Genomic DNA, 19,443 nt, shown 5'->3' with positions numbered 1-19,443 from the left:
CTTAAAATTCTAGGAATCAGTCATTTTAAGCCATTAGAATTTAACAATAATTAACCAATGACCCAGACGCAAGTTAATTTTCTCCCAAGACTTCCTGAAAATTAAACTCAGGAGCAGCCAAAACAAAGACAGTGGTTGGTAAATTCTGGGTCCATTGTTGTAGTCTTTCGTAATTAGTAACAAATAACTTATCATCACTAGGAGAGGGCATTCCCAAAAAGATGAAATCAGCCCCTTTGGATGACTGTTTAAGAATGGTAGCAAAAGTACGACCATTAGCCAAAATTACTTCCGATACAGCATCAATGCGTAAATCCTGAACTAATTTATCTAAATTGTGTTGTGCCTCACTAAGAGCGCTCTCATCCATTACCACTAACTTAAGATGAATTTCTCCCTTTTGCCATTGAGGATTAGAATGGAGCAAATAAGCCAGAATTAGCATCAAGCTACCGTTACCTTGTATTCCCCCACCCCACCAAACATCGATGCGAAAACGTCGTTTTTTTGACTCTTGCCAAGGATCATAGGCTAATTCAGAGTTTTCTCGCAAAACAATTACATTACGTTGTGCTTTATAAAGATTAGCGATCATCTGACAATAGCGATCGCGGTGGGTCATTTGCTGAGAATCTCCCAATAGGATAGTGTTAGGAACAATAGAACCTAAACCGTAGGTTTCTACCAGTCTCTCCGCTCCGTCAAAAGGATCTGGTGCTGTAATTAACCTGACCAAAGCTTGTACCCCACGACGCTGCAAATAGTCCCGAATACGCCTTTCTAAGACAGCTTGTCCCGCAATATCCCGAGAGCCTTGTGGTAAAACACTGGATACAGTAATCAACCCTCGGTTATGGGTTAAAGCTTGAGCTAATTGGATCAACGGCCAACGTTTAGTTGGGGCCCCAGACAACACCAAAAATTGAGGCCGCCAATTTTTCGTATCGTCGGTGTGGTCTGTTTGCAGAATAGCCATTCGTAATATAGCCATCCAAATCCCTCGCCTCACGTCCCCCCAGGTTACCATCAACTCCCGTTGACGTACCCAAAAATAGATACCAATGACCACAATTCCTGCCACACAGGTAGCCACAGCATTGATGAGAAACATCACCCCTAAACAACCGATAGCTCCCAACCAAGATAAAGCCCAATGAACCTTAAAAGAAGGGCGAAAAGACGGACTATTTAATAACCCCTCCAACCCGGCCGAAATATTCAAGACAAGATAAGTGGTTAAGAAAAACATAGTCAGCACTGGGGCGATTAAATCCAAATCCCCGATACAAACTGCTGCTATGGCTACCGCAAGGGTGACTAAAGTACCCGTTTTAGGTTCGTCACTGGGGCCGCTGCCCTCCCCTAGAAAACGCATCCAACGGGGTAAAATGCCGTCCCTAGCTAACGCTTGAAGAATCCGCGGGGCCCCGAGAATACTACCAATGGCACTGCTGAGGGTTGCCCCCCAAACCCCCAAAGAAATAGCTGGTCCCCAGTACGCCATTTCTTGCATAACGAAACGTTGTTCATCGATCAGGGTGACACCACTGGCCCGGGTGGCCAAAAAAATCGGTAATGTGACATATATGATAAATCCTGTTGCAACGGCAGCCAGAGTCCCTATTGGCAAAGCTTTAATGGGATCGCGCAAGTCCCCGGACATATTAACCCCGGCCATAATCCCTGTTACTGCAGGAAAGAAAACAGCAAATACCTCCCAAAAAGGTTCTTTATCGCTGACCCACATTTCAATTTGAGCTTCTTCGATGGGATGACCAAAATAAAACGAGAACAGGGAAAGAATAATTGCCCCCATGATAAAGTATTGAGCTTTGATAGCGATGCTGGCTGAGGTCAAAGCTAATATTCCCACCCCAACAGTAACGATCAAGGCAATGTAGAGTTGACTGATACCCAAATCTGGGAAAGCCGTCACCACACTCTCGGCAAAACCAATGGTATATAAGGCAACGGATAAGGCTTGGGCAAAATAGAGAGGAATGCCCACTGCGCCCCCGGTTTCAATACCCAAAGACCGACTAATCATATAGTAAGCCCCTCCTGTTCTTACCACTCGATCGGTGGCGATCGCACAAACAGAAAGGGCTGTTAAGAAGGTGATGGCGTTAGCTAAGCTGACGATTAGGACTGTGCCAATGAGTCCAGCATTTCCCACTACCCAACCGAAGCGTAGATACATAATTACGCCCAGGATGGTGAGAATAGAAGGGGTATAAACCCCTCCGAAGGTTCCTAACCCCGATGGGCTGTTTTCTATGGGGGACTTGGGAGTGGGAGGTTGTAATCGAAAGGGCAATTTCACAAATGACTCTAACTATATCTAGTTGCTCATCGTTATTATGCCAGATTTTTGGGGGTTGGGATTAGGGAAACCTGAGTTCGATGTAAGAGTAGAGAAAAGTTAAAATTCAAATACATGGGCAATGGGCTTATTGCCTATTTCCTTAAAGGTTGCTGAGGTTCTAGTTTTAACTTTTGACTTGTGAATTTCCCCGTCCCTATTCTTGAGTTGCTGGTTGATCCAAGACTTCTGCAGGTTTTTCTGCTTCAGTGGAAGCCCTTTTTTTGCGATCGGCTTCTAAGGTATCTTCAATCACCGTCAATAACTGTTGCATTTTATCTAAGTTACTGCGATAGAGATCGAGATCTTTTTGTAGTTTTTCTGGGGAAAAGTTGAGGGCTTCAGAAACTTCTTTAATGGTTTCCTGACGTTTTTCCTCATCTTTGACGAGATCAGCGTCAATTTCCATTAACAAAGTATATAAACCAACCCCTAATAAGCGGCTATACTTGAATTTGGGGTTAGCGGCGATCGCTCCAAAGGTTCCCCAGAGGACTCCTTCTCCCCCTTGGTTACTGGTAACGTGGGTGAGTTTGTCTTTGAAATCACCAATGGATAGCCCTTTGGCTTCCTTCAGTACGGCTTCAGCTTCTTGATGATACTCCTCGCTCTTTCCATCCACTGCTTGACATAGAGCGTTGAAAATGGAAGGCTTATCGTCCTCAGGACTATAACCCTGCATAAACCGTTCAAAGGAGGTAACAACTCCCAAAGAATAGATAGGGTCGTAGCGGAAATCGACGTTTACGGATAGTAGGTGCATTTCTACTAATAATTCTTCCACAAACCGCCGATAAATGGAATTTATGGGTCGGGTGTGATAGCCATAAAATTTACGTTTGGTATCAGAAACAGTGCGAATATTATCCACGAAGTAGAAATAAATAAATTTTCAATAGTACCATCTATCTATTCTCCCCCGTAAGGAGTTCTTTGCCAAGTGATCGGAGTTCAAACGGGAAGGGAATTATTCTTTATAATCAAGCTACAGTGGGCAAATGATTTTACAGGAAGACCCTGAAAACAATTTTTTCTAACACCAAATCCGATTTAGATACCCGTTTTTAGAATTGATAGCCTAAAAGCTAAAAACCCTCGAAGGTGCGCTTTCCAATGGGGATTCTGAATCCGCTTGGATCGCACCTCTGCCTCCTGCCCCCTGCCTCCTGCCTCTTCCAAGAGATAAGATGGTTTTGAGAAGAGGATTTGATGTAATGTTTAATCCCCTAGCTGTTGCCTTTTAACTTGTCAGTAAAATAGCGAACAATAAAACTATCAAACTAAGCCTCATGGACGATCATTCCCCTATTCTTACCTCCATTGCAGATATTTACGACGAAAACTCCAAGCTAAAATAGCTAGAATTCATCAAAAAATCCACGATACTAGAAAAGACTGGCATTTTAAGCTTGCTCACCATTTATGTGACCAAGCTGGCATGATATTTGTAGAAGATATCAACTTTAAAGCTTGGGCTAAAGGAATGTTCTGCAAGCATACTTTAGATGCTGGTTTTGGTCAGTTCTTCAACATCCTGGCTTATGTTTGCTGGAAAAGGGATGTCTATTTCCTCAAGGTAGATAAAGATTATACATCTCAAATATGCCCTAGTTGCTTCTCTAAGTTCACACATTGACACTCTTGTCTCCGTAGAAAACTGCTAAATGACTAATTTTTTCAAAATTTCCTGGTGCATTAACGAGCGATCGGTTAGAGATTGAATTCTATCTTTGATGAGTGAGTCTCCATTGACAAAATATTCTAGCCAAGCGGTACTAATAGTATTAGGGTCAGTAGGAAGTTGAGCTAGATCCCATCCAGGAATATCGATTTCTTCCATGAGATAATTAACTTTAGGATCGTAACTAAGAGCAAAACATTTGCACTCTTCAGTTGCCGCCATAATCAAGCTATGTAAACGCATTCCAATCGCCATTTCCACACCCTTGAAAAAACCCTTTAATTGTTGCGGATTTTCTAATTGAATAATCTTATGAGATCCCGGCAATTTTTCAGCAATAGAACGAGCAATTTCTAAATCTTGGGAAGCTTGGAAAGGCACTAATAAAAGACAAGTCCTAGTTGCTTTTTGAAAATCAATTAATGCTTGGGTGAGTATTTTTAAACGTGGGGGAGTTAATAGAGGATGACTCCGTAAATTAACTGCTACTCTAGGGGCCGGTAAATCGGCTAAACCTAACACCGATTTAGATTTTAAAGCCCAGACCGGATCTGGGGCAATCAAAGGATTAATGTGCCATTTTGATAATAATTCTGCGGATTTATAATCGCGAACACTAACTGCTGTACAACCTAACAAAACCTGACGAGTTAACCAACGAGTCAAAGGATTATTCAGAGGACCGATTCCCTGGGCCCAAGCAACGGTTTTTAGGCCTTTTTGCTGGGCTAATGCCATCAATCCTCCATAATAAATAGGGCTAGCTAAGCTGGTTACATCCTGCATTAAACTACCCCCACCCCAGATAAAAATATCGGAGGTATTGAGGGCTTGTAAAATAGCTAATCCGGAGCGATTATGATAAGTTTCTACCCCATATTGTTCGTAGGTTTTACGGGGGTTTCCTGAAAGAACAATGGGTTCGATTTCAGGAGGTAACATCTGTAACAGCGACATCAATAAGGCTTCGTCTCCACCGTTGCCTTTGCCATAATAACCACTAATGACTGCCCGCATTTTTATCTCTTAACTGGCCCGATGAGCCTAGTATACAGATAAGGGATCTTTTCCACAATCACACAGAGTACCCTCCTTTCAATATCAGGGTAAAATCGTGCCAAATTCCCTTAAGATCTTACATCGCTGATAATTTCTGGCTGAGTTAGTTCATCGGACATCTCAATAATGGCACGGACTGTAGGTTTCATGTGGGGATCGTCAATACTATCAAACTCCTCTTTACGATTGTGTTTTGCTCGATTGGCTACTTGTACGGTGATACGATAACGGTTAGAGGCTGCGTCCAGTAACTCCTGTGCGCGATACATGACTTGAGAAGACTCGACGGAATGTTTTTTCTGCATCATCGTGTTTTACGTTTATGTATTGGTAAACCCCTATCTTAACAGAATGTTTTAGGGCATTGGACTTTTGGATTCCACTTTAATTGAATCTAACTGATATCTTGCACAAGTACAGAAAAACTTAAATTAGTCAGCAGTCAGCATTCGTTTAATTCTACTCACACTAGCTGATGGCTGATAGCTGAACCCTTAGCCGCAAGATGTGAGTCTAAGATAATTCAAGCTGTTTTTTTGCCCTTTGAATGGCTTGATGAAGTTGCTCAAACCCCGTCCCACCGTAGCTATTACGGGCTGCCACCACTTGTTTAGGAGCGATCGCATCATAGATATCAACTTCAAATTTGGGATGTAATGCTTGCCATTCTTCGAGGGTTAAATCTTTTAATAATTTTCCAGCAGCTAAGCTGGTTTTGACCACTTTCCCCACTAAATTATAAGCCTCACGGAAAGGAACCCCCTTTGTAGCCAAATAGTCCGCTACATCTGTAGCATTAGAAAAGTCTTCCGCTACTGCTTCACTCAATCTTTCTTGGCGAAATGTGATTCCTTCGGCTAACAATACTGTCATGGCTTCTAAACACCCCTTAACGGTTTTTACCCCGTCAAAGATGGCTTCTTTGTCTTCCTGGAGATCTTTGTTATAGGCTAAGGGTAATCCCTTCATCAGCACTAACAAGCCCTGTAAATGCCCAAAAACTCTTCCTGCTTTACCCCTGACTAATTCGGGAACGTCGGGATTTTTCTTTTGGGGCATAATGCTCGATCCGGTGGCACAACTATCGGTTAAAGTTATAAAACCGAATTCTTGAGAAGCCCAAAGAATCATCTCTTCGCTTAAACGACTGAGATGCACCATAATTAGACTAGCTGCATTGAGGAATTCGATGGCAAAGTCCCGATCGCTTACTCCATCCAAACTATTGCCATAAACTTCCTCAAAGCCCAACAACTCTGCACTATAATGTCGATCAATAGGAAAAGTTGTCCCGGCTAACGCTCCACAACCTAAAGGAGAAACATTTGTTCTTTGGTAAATTTCTCCTAACCGTTCCCAGTCCCGTTGCACCATTTGGAAGTAGGCTAAAAGATGATGGGCAAGACTGATAGGTTGCGCCCTTTGAAGATGGGTATAACCAGGGATTAAGGTTTCAACGTTTTCTTGAGCATGGGTTAACAATACTTGTTGAAATTCCTTGATTTGCTGGCGTATTTGTTTAATTTCCTCCCTGAGATAAAGACGGATATCTGTTCCCACCTGGTCGTTACGAGAACGTGCGGTGTGGAGTTTTTTCCCTACATCTCCTACTAATTCTGTTAAGCGTCTTTCTACAGCAAAGTGGACATCCTCTTGATCTATACCCGGGGTGAAATTGCCGTCCCGATATTCTTGACGAATTGTTTCTAAACCCTTGACTAATTCTTCTGCTTCTGAGTCACTAATAATACCCGTTTTAGCTAACATTTTAGCATGGGCAATAGACCCTGTTAAATCGTATTCGATCAGTTCGATATCGAATGTAATGCTGGCATTAAATTCGACAATCGCAGGGTGTAAACTTCCTTCAAAGCGATCGCTCCAAGCTTTTTTTTGTGTCACGGTCAACCCTTATAAAAATAAAAATAAACTTAATCTTACTGTCTCTTAAGAAGTAAAGGTATGGAAGATATATCCAAGGACAAATCCTATGCCTAAAGCCCAAACTTGACCAGATTCAATAAAATTTTTCCAAGACTTTTGGAATGTTGCAATGATGTCTGGATCTTCTATTTGTTGGGCCAATAAGTGGCTAACTTCTATCCAAGGATGATGGAAGAATGATGAAGCATCTACCCAGAAAAAAACGGGGAGTAAATTGTGGTTAATGAACGGTTCAAACAACAGCATAGAGGTGCTTTGAATGTTTTAATATTGTAGGACATAAAGACTTTCAAGGAGTTGGCTTTACCCGCATTACAATTAAAGTCATGTCATCACTGTTATTGTTTCCTGAGCCAATAAAAGCTATAACTTGCTCAAACAGGTAATCAAGAATGTCTTGAGGACTATCATAGCGTTGACATCCTTCTTCAAACACTTTGATAAGGTTTTCTTCATCAAAGCGGCGGCCTTTCTGATTCACAGCATCGGTTAAACCGTCTGTATAGTAGAGAATGATGTCTCCAGGGATAAGTCTCGTTTGGTTGTCTTCGTATTGAGAATTAGCATCCAACCCAATTAACATCCCATCGGTGTCGAGTTTGCTAATAGTCTGGGTTGTAGTTTGCCAGAGTAAGGGAGGGTTATGAGCGGCATTACTATAGGATAGTATTTTTGTTTGGGGATCGTATTCAGAATAAAATAAGGTAACAAACCGATGAGAATTGTCCAAGTCAGCGTACATGACACGATTGAGGTGCTGGAGAACCCTAGCAGGGGAATGGCGGTTTAACACTTCTGCTCTGAGCATCCCCCTAGTCATAGTCATAATTAGACCCGCAGGAACCCCTTTTCCCATGACATCTCCGATAACAATGCTCCAAGGAACCAGAGTAGCGGGATCACCTGGTTTAATTTCTATATCTTGACGTAATTGGTCGTAATTGGTGGGGATAAAATCGTAGTAGTCTCCTCCTACTCGGTTAGCTGTCTGACAACGGGCGGCCAATTCTATCCCGTCGATAACCGGACATTGACGGGGTAATAATCTAAGTTGGATTTCTGAGGCGATTTCTAATTCTCGATCTTGTCTTTCTTTGGAGCGTAATTCTAGGGTTAATTCGTTGTTCGCGATAGCCACTGAGGTTTGATCTGCTACCAATTGTAGTAATTTTCGTCTCGTTTGAGTCCAAACGTATTCAGGATCACTACTAAAGACATATATCCTGCCCCGTTCTATATTTTTGACTAAAATCGGGGTACTATACAAACGAATTTTTTTGCCTAATCCTTGACGAATTTTCTCGTCTAGAGAAAGGGAAAGTGCGGGAGTAACTTGCGGACCATTGGTTTGGTTGAGAACATCGACAATGATGTCTCTAATTTCTTTGGCCATTTGATGGTCTTGACAGTGTAATTGTTCAAGACTTATTTGGTGCTGACTTTTCGATAGCATTAAGGCACTACCTTCAGCGTCGGTTACTCGCGCAGCCATTAATGGAGTTAGTTCTAAAAATTGATTGAGATTATTAAAACTTCGCAGAGCAAACCCTAAAGAACTCAAGAGATTTTGTACTTTGTTCTGTTCTCGATATAAACTCGCCACAAGTTCTTTAAGGGCGAATACGGGTGTGGACTCATTAGATGATTCACCGATTGACCCGTGCATTTTAGAAAGAGACTGTTTTTTAGGTGACACAGCAGTCATGATATCAGGAGATGAGGACATTGATTGATAACTAAGATAAGTTTCTCTATCCTAGACCCTGGGATTTTCAAGAGGATTGCTAGTTTCCCTATGGCTAAAACCATAGTTTGTGGGAGATACTGGGACTAATAAGTACAAGTTTCCTAGATTGGAAAAGTCTTTACTTAAATCAGGGCTGGTTAATCCTAACGTTAATTGATGAATATGCCAAGAAATTTCTTTAAAAATTTTATTTTTTAGGATAAATAATATGGGGACTGAATTTAAATCTAGTCCCCAAACAGCAATACTTTTATTGAGTGTCTTCAGTTCTTTAAAATTTCAAAGAATTTAAGAAGATGTCTTATTTTGTGATGTTTCAAACAGTTCTTCCATTAGAAAAGGGTTCTCAGAGTTTCCATCGTTGTCGCTGGTATCTTCAAAAAGGTCTCCCCATTCTGATTCTTCTTCTTGCTCGGAAGATTGGGATAGTTTATTGTTACCGTTGTCGTCATTTTGGAGTAGATTTAAGAAGTCTTCATCGGGGGTTTCTGTTTCGTCACCCAAAAGCTCAGAAAAAGGATCTTCGGGATTAACTTTATCCTTTTCATCATCGGACTCAAAAATGTCTGCGAAAGGATCGTTATCGTCGTTGGGGATAGATTCTTGTTGGGTATTAGATTTTTCCTCTGAGGTTGGCATCATTTCTAAAAAGTCTTGCTCATCTGTATTCGTTTCTTCTGCAAGCAAGTCTATCAATGCCTCAGTTTCCCCATTATTGCTATCATCTGCCTGAATAGCATCGATATTTTTTTCGTCTGAAGTAGCAAATAATCCTAGATCATCGTCTAAAGAACTAGTATTGTCGGTTTGTCCTAATTCTTCTAAAAAGTTATCGGTATCTGCTTCAAATTCTTCTAATTCTTCTAAAGAACTAGTATTGTCTGGTTGTCCTAATTCTTCCAAAAAGTTATCGGTATCTGCTTCAAATTCTTCTAATTCTCCTAATGAACTAGTATTGTCTGGTTGTCCTAATTCTTCTAAGAAGTTATCGGTATCATTTTCTATTTCCCCTAATTCTTCTAATGAACTAGTATTGTCTGGTTGTCCTAATTCTTCTAAGAAGTTATCGGCATCATTTTCTATTTCCCCTAATTCTTCTAATGAACTAGTATTGTCGGCTTGTCCTAATTCTTCTAAAAAGTTATCGGTATCTGTTTCAAATTCTTCTAAAGAATTATTATTGTCGGTTTGTCCTAATTCTTCTAAAAAGTTATCGGTGTCAGTTTCAAATTCATCTAATTCTTTGATAAAATTTTCTGTGTTTAGAGAAACTTCCTCAGTAGCTGATTGATTATCAATCACTTCCTCCTCATTGGATAATGGTTGTTGTTCCTCTTCTTTTGCTAATTCCTCAAATTCAACGGAAGCAATTTCACTAGAATCAGTGACCTCTAGATTGAGTATTTCATCTGCTACTTTTTCAGAAGATACTTGATTTTCTTGTAAGGATTCAATTTTCTCTTCATATGATTGTTGTAGCTCGGTAATTTGACCTTGATAGCTAGACTCGATCTCTCTAATTTGAGTCTGATGAGCTTGCTCATTTTCTTGTTGCTGGTGCTGATAAACGTTTTCTATGTCAGCAACTGCTTGTTGGTGACTTTGTTGTAATTGTTCAATTTGAGTTTGATAAGCTTGTTCTATTTCTCTAATACGTTGCTCTGTTTCTTCTAAACTTTGAGAATTAGTTTGAGCTTCTTGTAATTGTTGAATTTGAGCTTGATATGTTTGCTCAATATCTTGCATCTGAGTCTCTAAATTTTCGAGTTCTTGAACACGGGATACTAAAGGTTGTAATTCAGAAATTTTTTGATTAGCTTGATTTAATTCCTCCTGTTTAACTAGACTGCTCTGCTCCATATTGTGGAGCTTGCTCTGATACATTTGCTCAATTTCTTGGATTTGATTGGGAGCATCTTGTAACTCTTGTAACTGTTGTTCTGACTCTGATAGAGCGTTTTCTGTTCGCTCTAGTTTACTTTGTGTACTTTGTAGCTTACGCTGAGCTGCAGAAGAAGTTAAAAAATAAGTGGCGATCCCACCGACAAATAAACCTATAACGATTGCAATACCAATTTCCATAAAATTTATCTCCAAAGTTCGGGTTTGGTTATGTCTAATGTTCCCAAAATCCCAATTTTTATTAACAAGGGACTTCAAGCTAGGGGATTCATGGTTTTCAGCTCTGTCTAAGGGGTCAACTGAGTTACTATTTCTATAATCGCTAACTTTTTGGACACTTTCAGAGTTTCGTTAGAAATCTTTTCAGAAAAAAAGACTCAACACCAAACTTAACTGGGGAGGGTTAAACCTTAACAAAACTCAACAATTCGTTAAAATAAACTTAATGAGCTAATTTTAAAACTTTGCCTCTATGAACCTAACCCAAAATCGGTCTAGTTCTTTCCAGTCTTGGTTACTACTGATTGCCCCGTTTTTCCTCTGGGGAACAGCTATGGTCGCCATGAAGGGTGTTTTATCCCAAACTACGCCATTCTTCCTGGCAGGAATTCGCCTAGTTCCTGCGGGCATTCTCGTGTTGCTGGTGGCATGGTCATTAAAACGACCACAACCACAAGGGGTTAAAGCTTGGTTATGGATTGGTATTTTTGCTCTCTTAGATGGGGCTATGTTCCAAGGATTTTTGGCGGCAGGGTTAACTAGAACAGGTGCTGGTTTAGGATCAGTAATCATCGACTCACAACCCTTAGCAGTGGCGTTACTGTCTCGTTGGTTATTCGGTGAAATAATCGGATTTTGGGGCATCATCGGTCTGGGTTTTGGGGTTTTTGGCATTGCTTTAATTGGATTACCCCAAGAATGGTTTGAGAGCCTATTTTCTGCTCAAAGCTTTTCTCTGACTTTGAATAATTTAGACTTATTGAATAGTGGAGAATTGTTAATGTTATTAGCTTCTCTTTCTATGGCAGTTGGAACTATTTGTATTCGTTATGTCAGTCGTTATTGTGACCCTGTAGTTGCCACCGGTTGGCACATGATTTTGGGTGGAATTCCTTTATTTTGTATGTCTGGAATTTGGGAAGCAAATCAATTGATAGGAATTGATTTACAGGGCTGGTTGTCATTAGGATATTCTACTGTTTTTGGAAGTGCGATCGCTTACGGAATCTTTTTTTATTTAGCCTCCGAAGGAAATTTAACTAGCTTGAGTTCTTTAACTTTTTTGACTCCTGTTTTTGCTTTAAGTTTCGGCAATTTATTTTTCAACGAAGTTTTAACATTTTGGCAATGGGTTGGGGTGGGTTTAACTTTGGTTAGTATTTCTCTCATTAATCAACGGGAAAATATTGGGAAAACCTTACATTATTTTCTGGTTAAATTATTGTCGCTTTATAAAAGGACTTTAGCTAAACTTTCATCGACTATTTAGGAGATACAATTTATGAGCAAAACACCTAAACTTGAAGAAGAAACTATCAGCCGCATCATTGAAATGGCATGGGAAGATAGAACTCCTTTTGCTGCTATTGAGATACAATATGGTCTTTCAGAAAAAGAGGTAATCGCTTTGATGCGACGAGAGATGAAATCCTCAAGTTTTAAGATGTGGCGTAAACGAGTTTCGGGACGGAATACTAAGCATCTTGGTAAACGAGATTTTTTAGTTGGTCGTTTTAAATCAGCTAATCAGAATTAAATTTTTAAACATTTTATTATCACAAAAATCATGAAAGCTTCTACATCAAATCAAAATCAAACATCCTCACAATCTTTTTGGAAAGTTAAGTTACTTTATGATGGAGATTGTCCTCTATGTATGAGAGAGGTACGGTTTTTGCAGAAAAAAGATAAAAAAAGAGGTTTAGTAAACTTAGTCGATATTGCTGATAATAATTATAATCCTGATCAACACTGTGGAGTTGATTATGAAACAGCAATGGGAAGAATTCACGCTATTTTGCCGGATGGGACAATTCTGACAGATATAGAGGCATTTCGCTATGTTTACGAAGTTTTAGGAATGGGTTGGGTTTATGCTGTCACTAAAATTCCTGTAGTGGGAAAAGTTGCTAATTGGGTGTATGGTATTTGGGCAAAATTTAGACTATCTTTAACTGGAAGACCTGATTTAGAAGCGATTATTGCTGAACGAGAGAATAACAAAAAATGTAATTCTGATAGTTGTGATTATTAGCTTTTTAAATTCCAAAAACAGAACTCTAATAATAACTTCCGTAGCTACATTTGTGCAAACGCAAAGACTATTAACCCAGTTGAAGCTTTGCTGAAAGCATACCATGAACTACAAAAAAGGTCTAAAGCTAACGCAGTATTGAGCTAGTTTAAATAAAAAAATGAAAAGCCTTCGGGCGTCTTGCCGTGTTTCGACTCCAAAGGCGTTTTCATATCACTCTTACTCCTCACACACAAGAGTAATTTAGCAAGTTAAATACTCAAAGCCAATCTAGATTATGCCACTTTATAAATTGTCACAATAATTAAATTCCGTTTTTAGGTGAGTCTGGAGAGTCGTAATATCCCTAGTTAGAATATATCAGTCTTTTTAGTCACGGAAGATTGCTATGTTAGGCCTTATAATTGGGCATACTATCAACAGAGATCTCACTGAGTTAGTTGACAACGAGACGGGGAATGTCAAAGTGGGTAACTCAAAGGTAGTCAATTTTTATTGCTTTTTACTCTTTGCATCTATGAAATTTTTGAATCTTATTTCACCTTTTATTTTCAACGTAGTAGGAAGTTTTTCTCCCATATTATTAGCTTTCTTTTTAGGTGTATCTCCTAGTTTTTCTGCTGAAAGTATAGTATTAAAAGCTGGATTACTGGAGAATAAAATTACAGTCGAAGACTTACAAAAAATTGCAAAGACAGAAGAAATACCCCCTAGCTTACAACCTTATAAATTTTTAATAACTAGGGAAATTAAAGAGATTTTATCCAGTAGTTTCAGAGTTGATCCGATAATTGCAGAACAATTTTTAGAAGATCTTTTAAAAAGCGATGATGGAAAAAAATTACTAAAACAAATAAGCCAAACTTTGCCTGATAGTAATTCCTCTGAAATAGAAAAAGCAATACAATTACTATTAAAACAAACAAGTAATCTAAATATTATTGACTTTCTACGGGTTTATCCTCAAAAAACTGTTACTATTGACCTCCCAAAAGTGGCTATTTTAGGGTTAAAAACAAATGGCTCTTTTTTGTACAGTCGCTTAATTAACTCTCAACTAGACAAGGGGTTTAAAAACTCTTTAAACTCAGAAGAGTTACCAAAATTTGATCCTACTTTATTAGGAGATAAAAGCGTATCTGCAGAAACCACTGTGCTTTATGATCGCAGTCGGGATCGTTATATTTCTCTAGATATTTATATAGCAGAAAAAACCCGCGGTCCTTTGGTGGTTATGTCTCATGGATTTGCCTCCGATCGTCGCTTTTTGCGATATTTAGCTAAGCATCTAGCCTCTTATGGCGTTACAGTAGTTTCTGTAGAACATCCGGGAAGCGATATTCATGCTTTAATTAAAACAGCGACGGGCATAAAATTTAGTCAAGTTTTGCCGTCCCAAGAATTTATTGATCGACCTCAAGATATTAGTTTTGTTTTAAATAAATTAACCATTTTAAATAAGAAAAATAGAGAATTTAAAGGGAAATTTAACACCAAAAAAGTTAGCATAATTGGTCACTCATTTGGTGGTTATACAGCCTTAGCTTTAGGAGGTGCATCTTTAGATTTAAAAACCTTAAGACGTTTTTGTCAAAACAAATCTCCCTTAGAGCGATCGCCGGCAGATTGGTTACAATGTGCAGCAGGGGAATTGCCTTATCCTAAACGAAATTTTAAAGATAATCGTATCAAACAAATTATCGTTTTTAATCCTATTATCGGTGAATTATTTGGGGATAAGTTATCTCAAATAAAAGTTCCAACCTTAATGTTATCCGCTTCTGATGACGGTATAACTCCTACTATTTCCCATCAATTAAAACCTTTTCAACAACTAGCTACAGAGAAGTATATGGTAATGGCTATGGGAGCGACTCACATGAGTATCAGTGATATTAATAGTATGAACAGTGTTATGGCCAAGAATACCCTAGTCAGGGAAGTTATGGGAGAAAAAGCTAAACCAGTTCGTCAATTAGTACGTGGAGTAAGTTTAGCTTTTGTTCAACAGTTAAGCCCCGAAAAATCTAAGTATGAAATATTTTTAAAACCCGCTTATGTTGAATCCTTATCCCAGGAAAACTTAACCTTTAGTATGGGAACAGAGCTACCCATAACTGTGAAAACCTGGATTAATGTCACCAATATGAAGACATCAGCGGCCAATCTATCCTTTTTACGGTCAAAATTAGCCCCTGTACAGAACATTCAAAGCTATTTTGTCAACGCTAGAGAACTTCTTTTACAACCTCAGTACAGCACGGAAAAACTCAATGATCTATTTACAGGATTGCTTTATGTTCACGACGACAAATGGAGTTAAGTAGCTGTGTGGGGCTAAAAAACCGCAACTAGTAGCAGTGAAAAGTGATCAGTCAACAGAATCTAGAAATTTTATCTTCTAAATTTTTAATAACCCATCGCTGATCACAGATCACTGAATCACTGATTTTGCTGAGATTGTTGTGCTTGTTGTGCTTCTGCCTTAACACATTCTAAAACCCGAATCATTGCTGTCGCAGTGTAGTCGCGTGTTGCTTGTTCATCCGGGGCAAACTCGGTTCCCTCTTCATTGAGAGGGGTAGCTACACCGCAATAACCAGACATCTGAGAAATTACTGTTTTTGCCCAACTACCCGAGGTATCAGAGAACGCGACAGGTTCTTGGGTTTGTTGAAGTTCCCGTGGTAAGTCTAATTGGTTTTTGAGATGGATAGCCATACGCCGCATAGTATCCACTAATTCAGCCCGACTAATGGGTTCGTTGGGCTGTAAAGTGTTGTTAGGATTACCTACATTGAGAAAATTCCACTGCGCCCATTTGATTTTTCTGGCACTCCAACGGGAACTATCCACATCTTTGAAAGGAATAACATCTCTTTCTGGGGTAGCGTTTAAATCTACTTTGTAAACGGTTCCAATGGCATCAACTGCCATAGAAATCAACTGTTCACGGGTTACGGGTTGGTTGGGACGGAAAGTATCATCCTCAAACCCAGACACTAAGCCCATTTTAACTGCTTCGGTAATTTGAGCTTGGTAAATATTGTCATCAATGTCTGTAAAAGTCGTTTGAGAAGACTCTGCCGCCACCTGAGTAGTTGTGGCAGGGGGGGTATCAGGGAGATCGCCACCGGCGGCGATCGCAGCTTGAGAGCCACTAAAATAGAAATGGCCTAAGACTTTGTCCTGATATGTACGCTTGGTGAATTGCCAACCGGGGTAAAGGTCAATTTTCATGAACCCTTGGGCCATACCGTTGGTACTACCAAGAACAATTTCACTGTAACCGGCAGTTCTTGGGGTTCCCACTAAAACTAATTCTCCACCACGGGGAACCAGACGCAACAAATAATCTAAACCGAGATCGTTACCGTCGAGACGAATAGAATAACCGTTGCTATCCGTAGAACGTCGACAAATACCAGTAAAATCGTAATTTAGTAGTAAGGGGTCGATCAAGACGGGGTTTGAACCGCTTTCCGCCCAACAATCTCTTTTATCGGGGATTTGTTCAATAACCAAAAGGTCGTATTTTCCTTCTCCGTATGGTCTAGCGATGGCAGTAACCCGATCTTGGTCCAGGGCAGTTTCGCTAAATGTAGAGGCTTCCACAGCAAGATGGACAGGAATTAAGCTACTGAGGGTAACGCCGGCTAAAGTAGCCCATTTTAATGGCTTTCTAAATATTTTCATGGTTTTAACTATAGAGTGATGTTCAAGGGTTTCTAGAGTAATAGCGAAAGACAATCCCATTGATCGCTTATCATTGACCGATTTGATGGGAATGGAGTTCCACTTTGTTATAAGGGTATGACAAACCTAATCAATTTTGAGTTGATGGGGGTGACAATTATTACATTGACTATTGATCCTGGAAATTACCCTCAAAATTAATGAATTTTTAATACTTCGATGATGATAATTAGATTTTATTTTGTTAGATAAATTGGATGTTATCAGTTAACTGTTCACTGATAACTAAGCAATACTCCCCCGTTTTCTCGCTTCTTTATAAGAAGTTCCTACATTTTGTAGACCAACTCGAATCATTTGTTGTTCTAATAAAGCAAAAAACCGAATGCGATCGCCTCCTCGGATCACTGCTTGGTTATGAGACTCCGCTAAAGCCACAGGATATCCAAACCCTTTGCTTACCTGTGCTAACATAATCCCCAATGCGTGATCTAAAAGTGCTTGATCCTCCACTACCCAAGCTGGCACTTCTACCCTAGCGATTTCTGTCCCCACGTTAACGTAACAAAAATAGATGCGCTGGGCTTCGTCGTAGAGATCGAGAATGCGGGCTGAACTTTTCCAGAAAGGACCTCGTTGTCCTGGCTGCAGATTTTCCCCCCATAAAGTGGTATCTCGTAGGGGTTCGATTACTTGACAAGGGGTTTTTTCCTCCCCAAGATCCATACAGTTTACGGTGCAGTTTGGGGTGTCAAAAGTGCAATTATGGAGACGTAAAAAGTTAATCCCTTCTACGCTACGGGATGCGCTGAGATACCCCATCAGAGGGATACGAGCAGCCCGCAACTGTTCCCAAGCTTCCTGAATAGGCACTAAAATTAAATCTCGGGCATCGTGGGCTAACCCGTCCAAAAACCAATAAACTAAGGAACCATCTACCATGCCTAAATTTGGTTCGTGGTGCGCCCCTGGTGGGTTAACCCAACCGCAGGCCATTTCCGCTAAAAATTGCGCTTCTAAGACGGTTCGGCGATACCCTAACCATTCTTCGGTTCTGATCCCCCATTGCCTGGAAACGTAAAGGTCTTCGGGACGATAATAAACCTCTGGTAAACTGTCGAGTAGGGGGTGCAAATTTTGTCCATAATGAAGCATTACCCGTCCCACATTGATCAAATAACAATAGGCAATTTCGTGGTGGGAAGGGGCAATTTGTGAGCCGTCTGTGGCAAAGACACTATGGCGATCGGGGGGAGGAATAATGGTGATGCGGGTGTCTAGGGGTTCAACAGGAATGGCCGCAGAAAAAATAAGGCGATCGCTCCAGGTTTGGTAACGTTCCATTAGTTCTTCTTGTTGTTTTTTTGCCTGTTGTAAAATTGTTTTTGCTAGTTCCAGTCGTTGGGAACTAGCGTTCATTTCCTGTTGAAAATGTTGACTAATTCCTGGTATTTTTTCTGCTAATTTAGCGATGTCTAACATAATCTTTTTTCTCCTCATTATTATTATAACTCACAAAATCGTCAATATTAAGCTATTATTATTTAGCGTTTAGCCAAAATATCAAAAATTATCCTAATTTTAATTAATAAAAGGAGCAAAAAAATTGAGTAAAGCATAACGATGACGAGACTGTATCCAAATTTTGCCCATCCCTTTAAAATGGCAAAAAAGATTATGTTCTCCGACAGTTCCTATGTTTACTCCTGGGAGAGATAAACTTTCAAGCTGTTTTATTTCGTAGTTTAGGGTATCTTCAAAAGCCACTATATAGCTAAGATTAATAACATAGTTACTTCTGACTGAAATCTCTTGAATATTACCATAGTAATTTAACCATACGTCTCCTGTCCCCAAAAGATGTAAAAAGAAAGAATCTTCTTCACTAATAGACTTAATATTGGGAAATGAGATTACTTCCAATTGTACGTTTTCACTACAAGCCAAGAAAGAGAATAATTGTGTGATTATACCTGAATTACCATCCAAAAAATGATGTTTTATAGAGCCAAGAACATCAGGACTTAAATAAATATTACCGGGTAATTTAGGTGCGTTTATCTCATGAATACTTAAATCAGATGCAGGGGAAAAATTAGGCTGTAAATCTAAAGAATTTTCGGTGATAGATTTTCCAATTTCGATAGAAGCATCCCGAATGGTTAGGGTTGACATTTTGACAAAAGCCTTCTCTAAATGTTTGAGCCTAATCATTAAATGTGCAGCATCTGGATCATTAGTAATTTGATATTCAAGGTGTCGATGATTTGTCATTTACTATTTAATTGAGTACAGAAAATAAATTACACACTTAAATTAGGGAACATATTAGGTACTTACTTACTTAGATTTTAATTTTCTAGCGATTAGGTTTCCCCAATTTTTTCCCTGATGGGTTTGACAGTATAATTTTCCTTCTCCCGTAAATTTTAGGAAGACTTTGGTGTTTGAACGCCATTTACCCAACCCTTTTGCTTTAAGTGTTTTGACTTCGTATTTTAAACTATTTTCAAAAGCAACTAAATGTTCAATTTTGACCCAATATTCTTCTTGAACATCCAGAGAATAAATTGCACCTAACCCATTGAGCAAGACTTGACCTTCTCCCGTCAAACTTAAGAAAGTTAATCTCTCATGGCTAAAGTTTAAATTCATTTCTGGAACCCCAAAGAACAAACTCATGTTGCCATCACAAGCTAAATAACTAGAAGAAACCACAACCAATTTATACTTAGTTATAGTATGAACGTATCTTCTCAAAAAGCCAGGGGTCACTCGCTGCGAAAACTTAGGCCAAA

General features: G+C 39.5%; 16 protein-coding genes and 1 pseudogene. 5 read left to right on the top strand and 12 right to left on the bottom strand.

Annotation, left to right across the window (positions count from 1 at the left end):
* Positions 1-73: 73 nt before the first annotated feature.
* Together P9B04_RS14595 and psb29 are read right to left on the bottom strand one after the other, a co-directional pair.
* Complete coding sequence (locus tag P9B04_RS14595; RefSeq protein ID WP_342055713.1) at positions 74-2,323, bottom strand: Na-K-Cl cotransporter; 2,250 nt, start codon at positions 2,321-2,323, stop codon at positions 74-76.
* Between the two features lie 196 nt (positions 2,324-2,519).
* Positions 2,520-3,233 carry a photosystem II biogenesis protein Psp29 gene (gene psb29 / locus P9B04_RS14590; protein WP_342055712.1) on the bottom strand — a complete coding sequence of 238 codons (714 nt, stop codon included), beginning with the start codon at positions 3,231-3,233 and terminating at the stop codon, positions 2,520-2,522.
* A 465-nt stretch (positions 3,234-3,698) separates the two neighbouring features.
* Between psb29 and P9B04_RS14585 the strand changes: the two are divergent.
* Positions 3,699-3,977, top strand: a pseudogene (locus P9B04_RS14585) (RNA-guided endonuclease InsQ/TnpB family protein); the annotation flags it as partial.
* Between the two features lie 45 nt (positions 3,978-4,022).
* On the opposite strand, the gene csaB reads toward P9B04_RS14585, so the two are convergent.
* The 6 genes from csaB to P9B04_RS14555 form a co-directional block, all read right to left on the bottom strand.
* Positions 4,023-5,060 carry a polysaccharide pyruvyl transferase CsaB gene (gene csaB, locus P9B04_RS14580; protein ID WP_342055711.1) on the bottom strand — a complete coding sequence of 346 codons (1,038 nt, stop codon included), beginning with the start codon at positions 5,058-5,060 and terminating at the stop codon, positions 4,023-4,025.
* Between the two features lie 110 nt (positions 5,061-5,170).
* On the bottom strand, positions 5,171-5,407 hold the full coding sequence (locus P9B04_RS14575; RefSeq protein WP_342055730.1) for a DNA-directed RNA polymerase subunit omega: 237 nt from the start codon (positions 5,405-5,407) through the stop codon (positions 5,171-5,173).
* 208 nt (positions 5,408-5,615) lie between these two features.
* Complete coding sequence (argH, locus tag P9B04_RS14570) at positions 5,616-7,004, bottom strand: argininosuccinate lyase (RefSeq protein ID WP_342055710.1); 1,389 nt, start codon at positions 7,002-7,004, stop codon at positions 5,616-5,618.
* Between the two features lie 45 nt (positions 7,005-7,049).
* On the bottom strand, positions 7,050-7,292 hold the full coding sequence (locus tag P9B04_RS14565) for a hypothetical protein (protein WP_342055709.1): 243 nt from the start codon (positions 7,290-7,292) through the stop codon (positions 7,050-7,052).
* A 43-nt stretch (positions 7,293-7,335) separates the two neighbouring features.
* Positions 7,336-8,772: a PP2C family protein-serine/threonine phosphatase gene (locus P9B04_RS14560; RefSeq protein ID WP_446718007.1), complete on the bottom strand. Its 1,437-nt coding sequence runs from the start codon at positions 8,770-8,772 to the stop codon at positions 7,336-7,338.
* A gap of 309 nt (positions 8,773-9,081) precedes the next feature.
* Positions 9,082-10,875 carry a hypothetical protein gene (locus P9B04_RS14555; protein ID WP_342055708.1) on the bottom strand — a complete coding sequence of 598 codons (1,794 nt, stop codon included), beginning with the start codon at positions 10,873-10,875 and terminating at the stop codon, positions 9,082-9,084.
* A gap of 292 nt (positions 10,876-11,167) precedes the next feature.
* Between P9B04_RS14555 and P9B04_RS14550 the strand changes: the two genes are divergently transcribed.
* From P9B04_RS14550 to P9B04_RS14535, 4 genes are all read left to right on the top strand, one after another.
* Positions 11,168-12,184, top strand: a complete 1,017-nt coding sequence (locus P9B04_RS14550; RefSeq protein WP_342055707.1) for a DMT family transporter — start codon at positions 11,168-11,170, stop codon at positions 12,182-12,184.
* Positions 12,185-12,196: 12 nt separating this feature from the next.
* Positions 12,197-12,451 (top strand): TIGR03643 family protein, encoded by a 255-nt coding sequence (locus tag P9B04_RS14545; protein ID WP_342055706.1) that lies wholly within the window; start codon positions 12,197-12,199, stop codon positions 12,449-12,451.
* Between the two features lie 30 nt (positions 12,452-12,481).
* The gene (locus tag P9B04_RS14540) at positions 12,482-12,949 is read left to right on the top strand and encodes a thiol-disulfide oxidoreductase DCC family protein (RefSeq protein ID WP_342055705.1); all 468 of its coding nucleotides are present in this window, start codon (positions 12,482-12,484) and stop codon (positions 12,947-12,949) included.
* A 517-nt stretch (positions 12,950-13,466) separates the two neighbouring features.
* Complete coding sequence (locus P9B04_RS14535; RefSeq protein ID WP_342055704.1) at positions 13,467-15,272, top strand: alpha/beta hydrolase; 1,806 nt, start codon at positions 13,467-13,469, stop codon at positions 15,270-15,272.
* Positions 15,273-15,391: 119 nt separating this feature from the next.
* Here the strand turns inward: P9B04_RS14535 and P9B04_RS14530 are convergent, their stop codons facing one another.
* The 4 genes from P9B04_RS14530 to P9B04_RS14515 form a co-directional block, all read right to left on the bottom strand.
* A complete protein-coding gene (locus P9B04_RS14530; protein ID WP_342055728.1) occupies positions 15,392-16,645 on the bottom strand; it encodes a DUF3747 domain-containing protein in 1,254 nt (417 codons plus the stop codon).
* A gap of 285 nt (positions 16,646-16,930) precedes the next feature.
* A complete protein-coding gene (locus tag P9B04_RS14525) occupies positions 16,931-18,127 on the bottom strand; it encodes a DNA double-strand break repair nuclease NurA (RefSeq protein WP_342055703.1) in 1,197 nt (398 codons plus the stop codon).
* 99 nt (positions 18,128-18,226) lie between these two features.
* The gene (locus tag P9B04_RS14520) at positions 18,227-18,919 is read right to left on the bottom strand and encodes a TIGR00266 family protein (protein ID WP_342055702.1); all 693 of its coding nucleotides are present in this window, start codon (positions 18,917-18,919) and stop codon (positions 18,227-18,229) included.
* A gap of 66 nt (positions 18,920-18,985) precedes the next feature.
* Positions 18,986-19,443: AIM24 family protein (locus tag P9B04_RS14515; protein ID WP_342055701.1), on the bottom strand; the 458-nt coding region annotated here is incomplete at its 5' end.

It is taken from the genome of Crocosphaera sp. Alani8 (genome assembly GCF_038442745.1).
In the GTDB taxonomy this organism is placed as follows: domain Bacteria; phylum Cyanobacteriota; class Cyanobacteriia; order Cyanobacteriales; family Microcystaceae; genus Crocosphaera.
The sequence above is the reverse complement of the archived record's forward strand: the minus strand, read 5'-3'. Positions and strand labels throughout refer to the sequence as shown.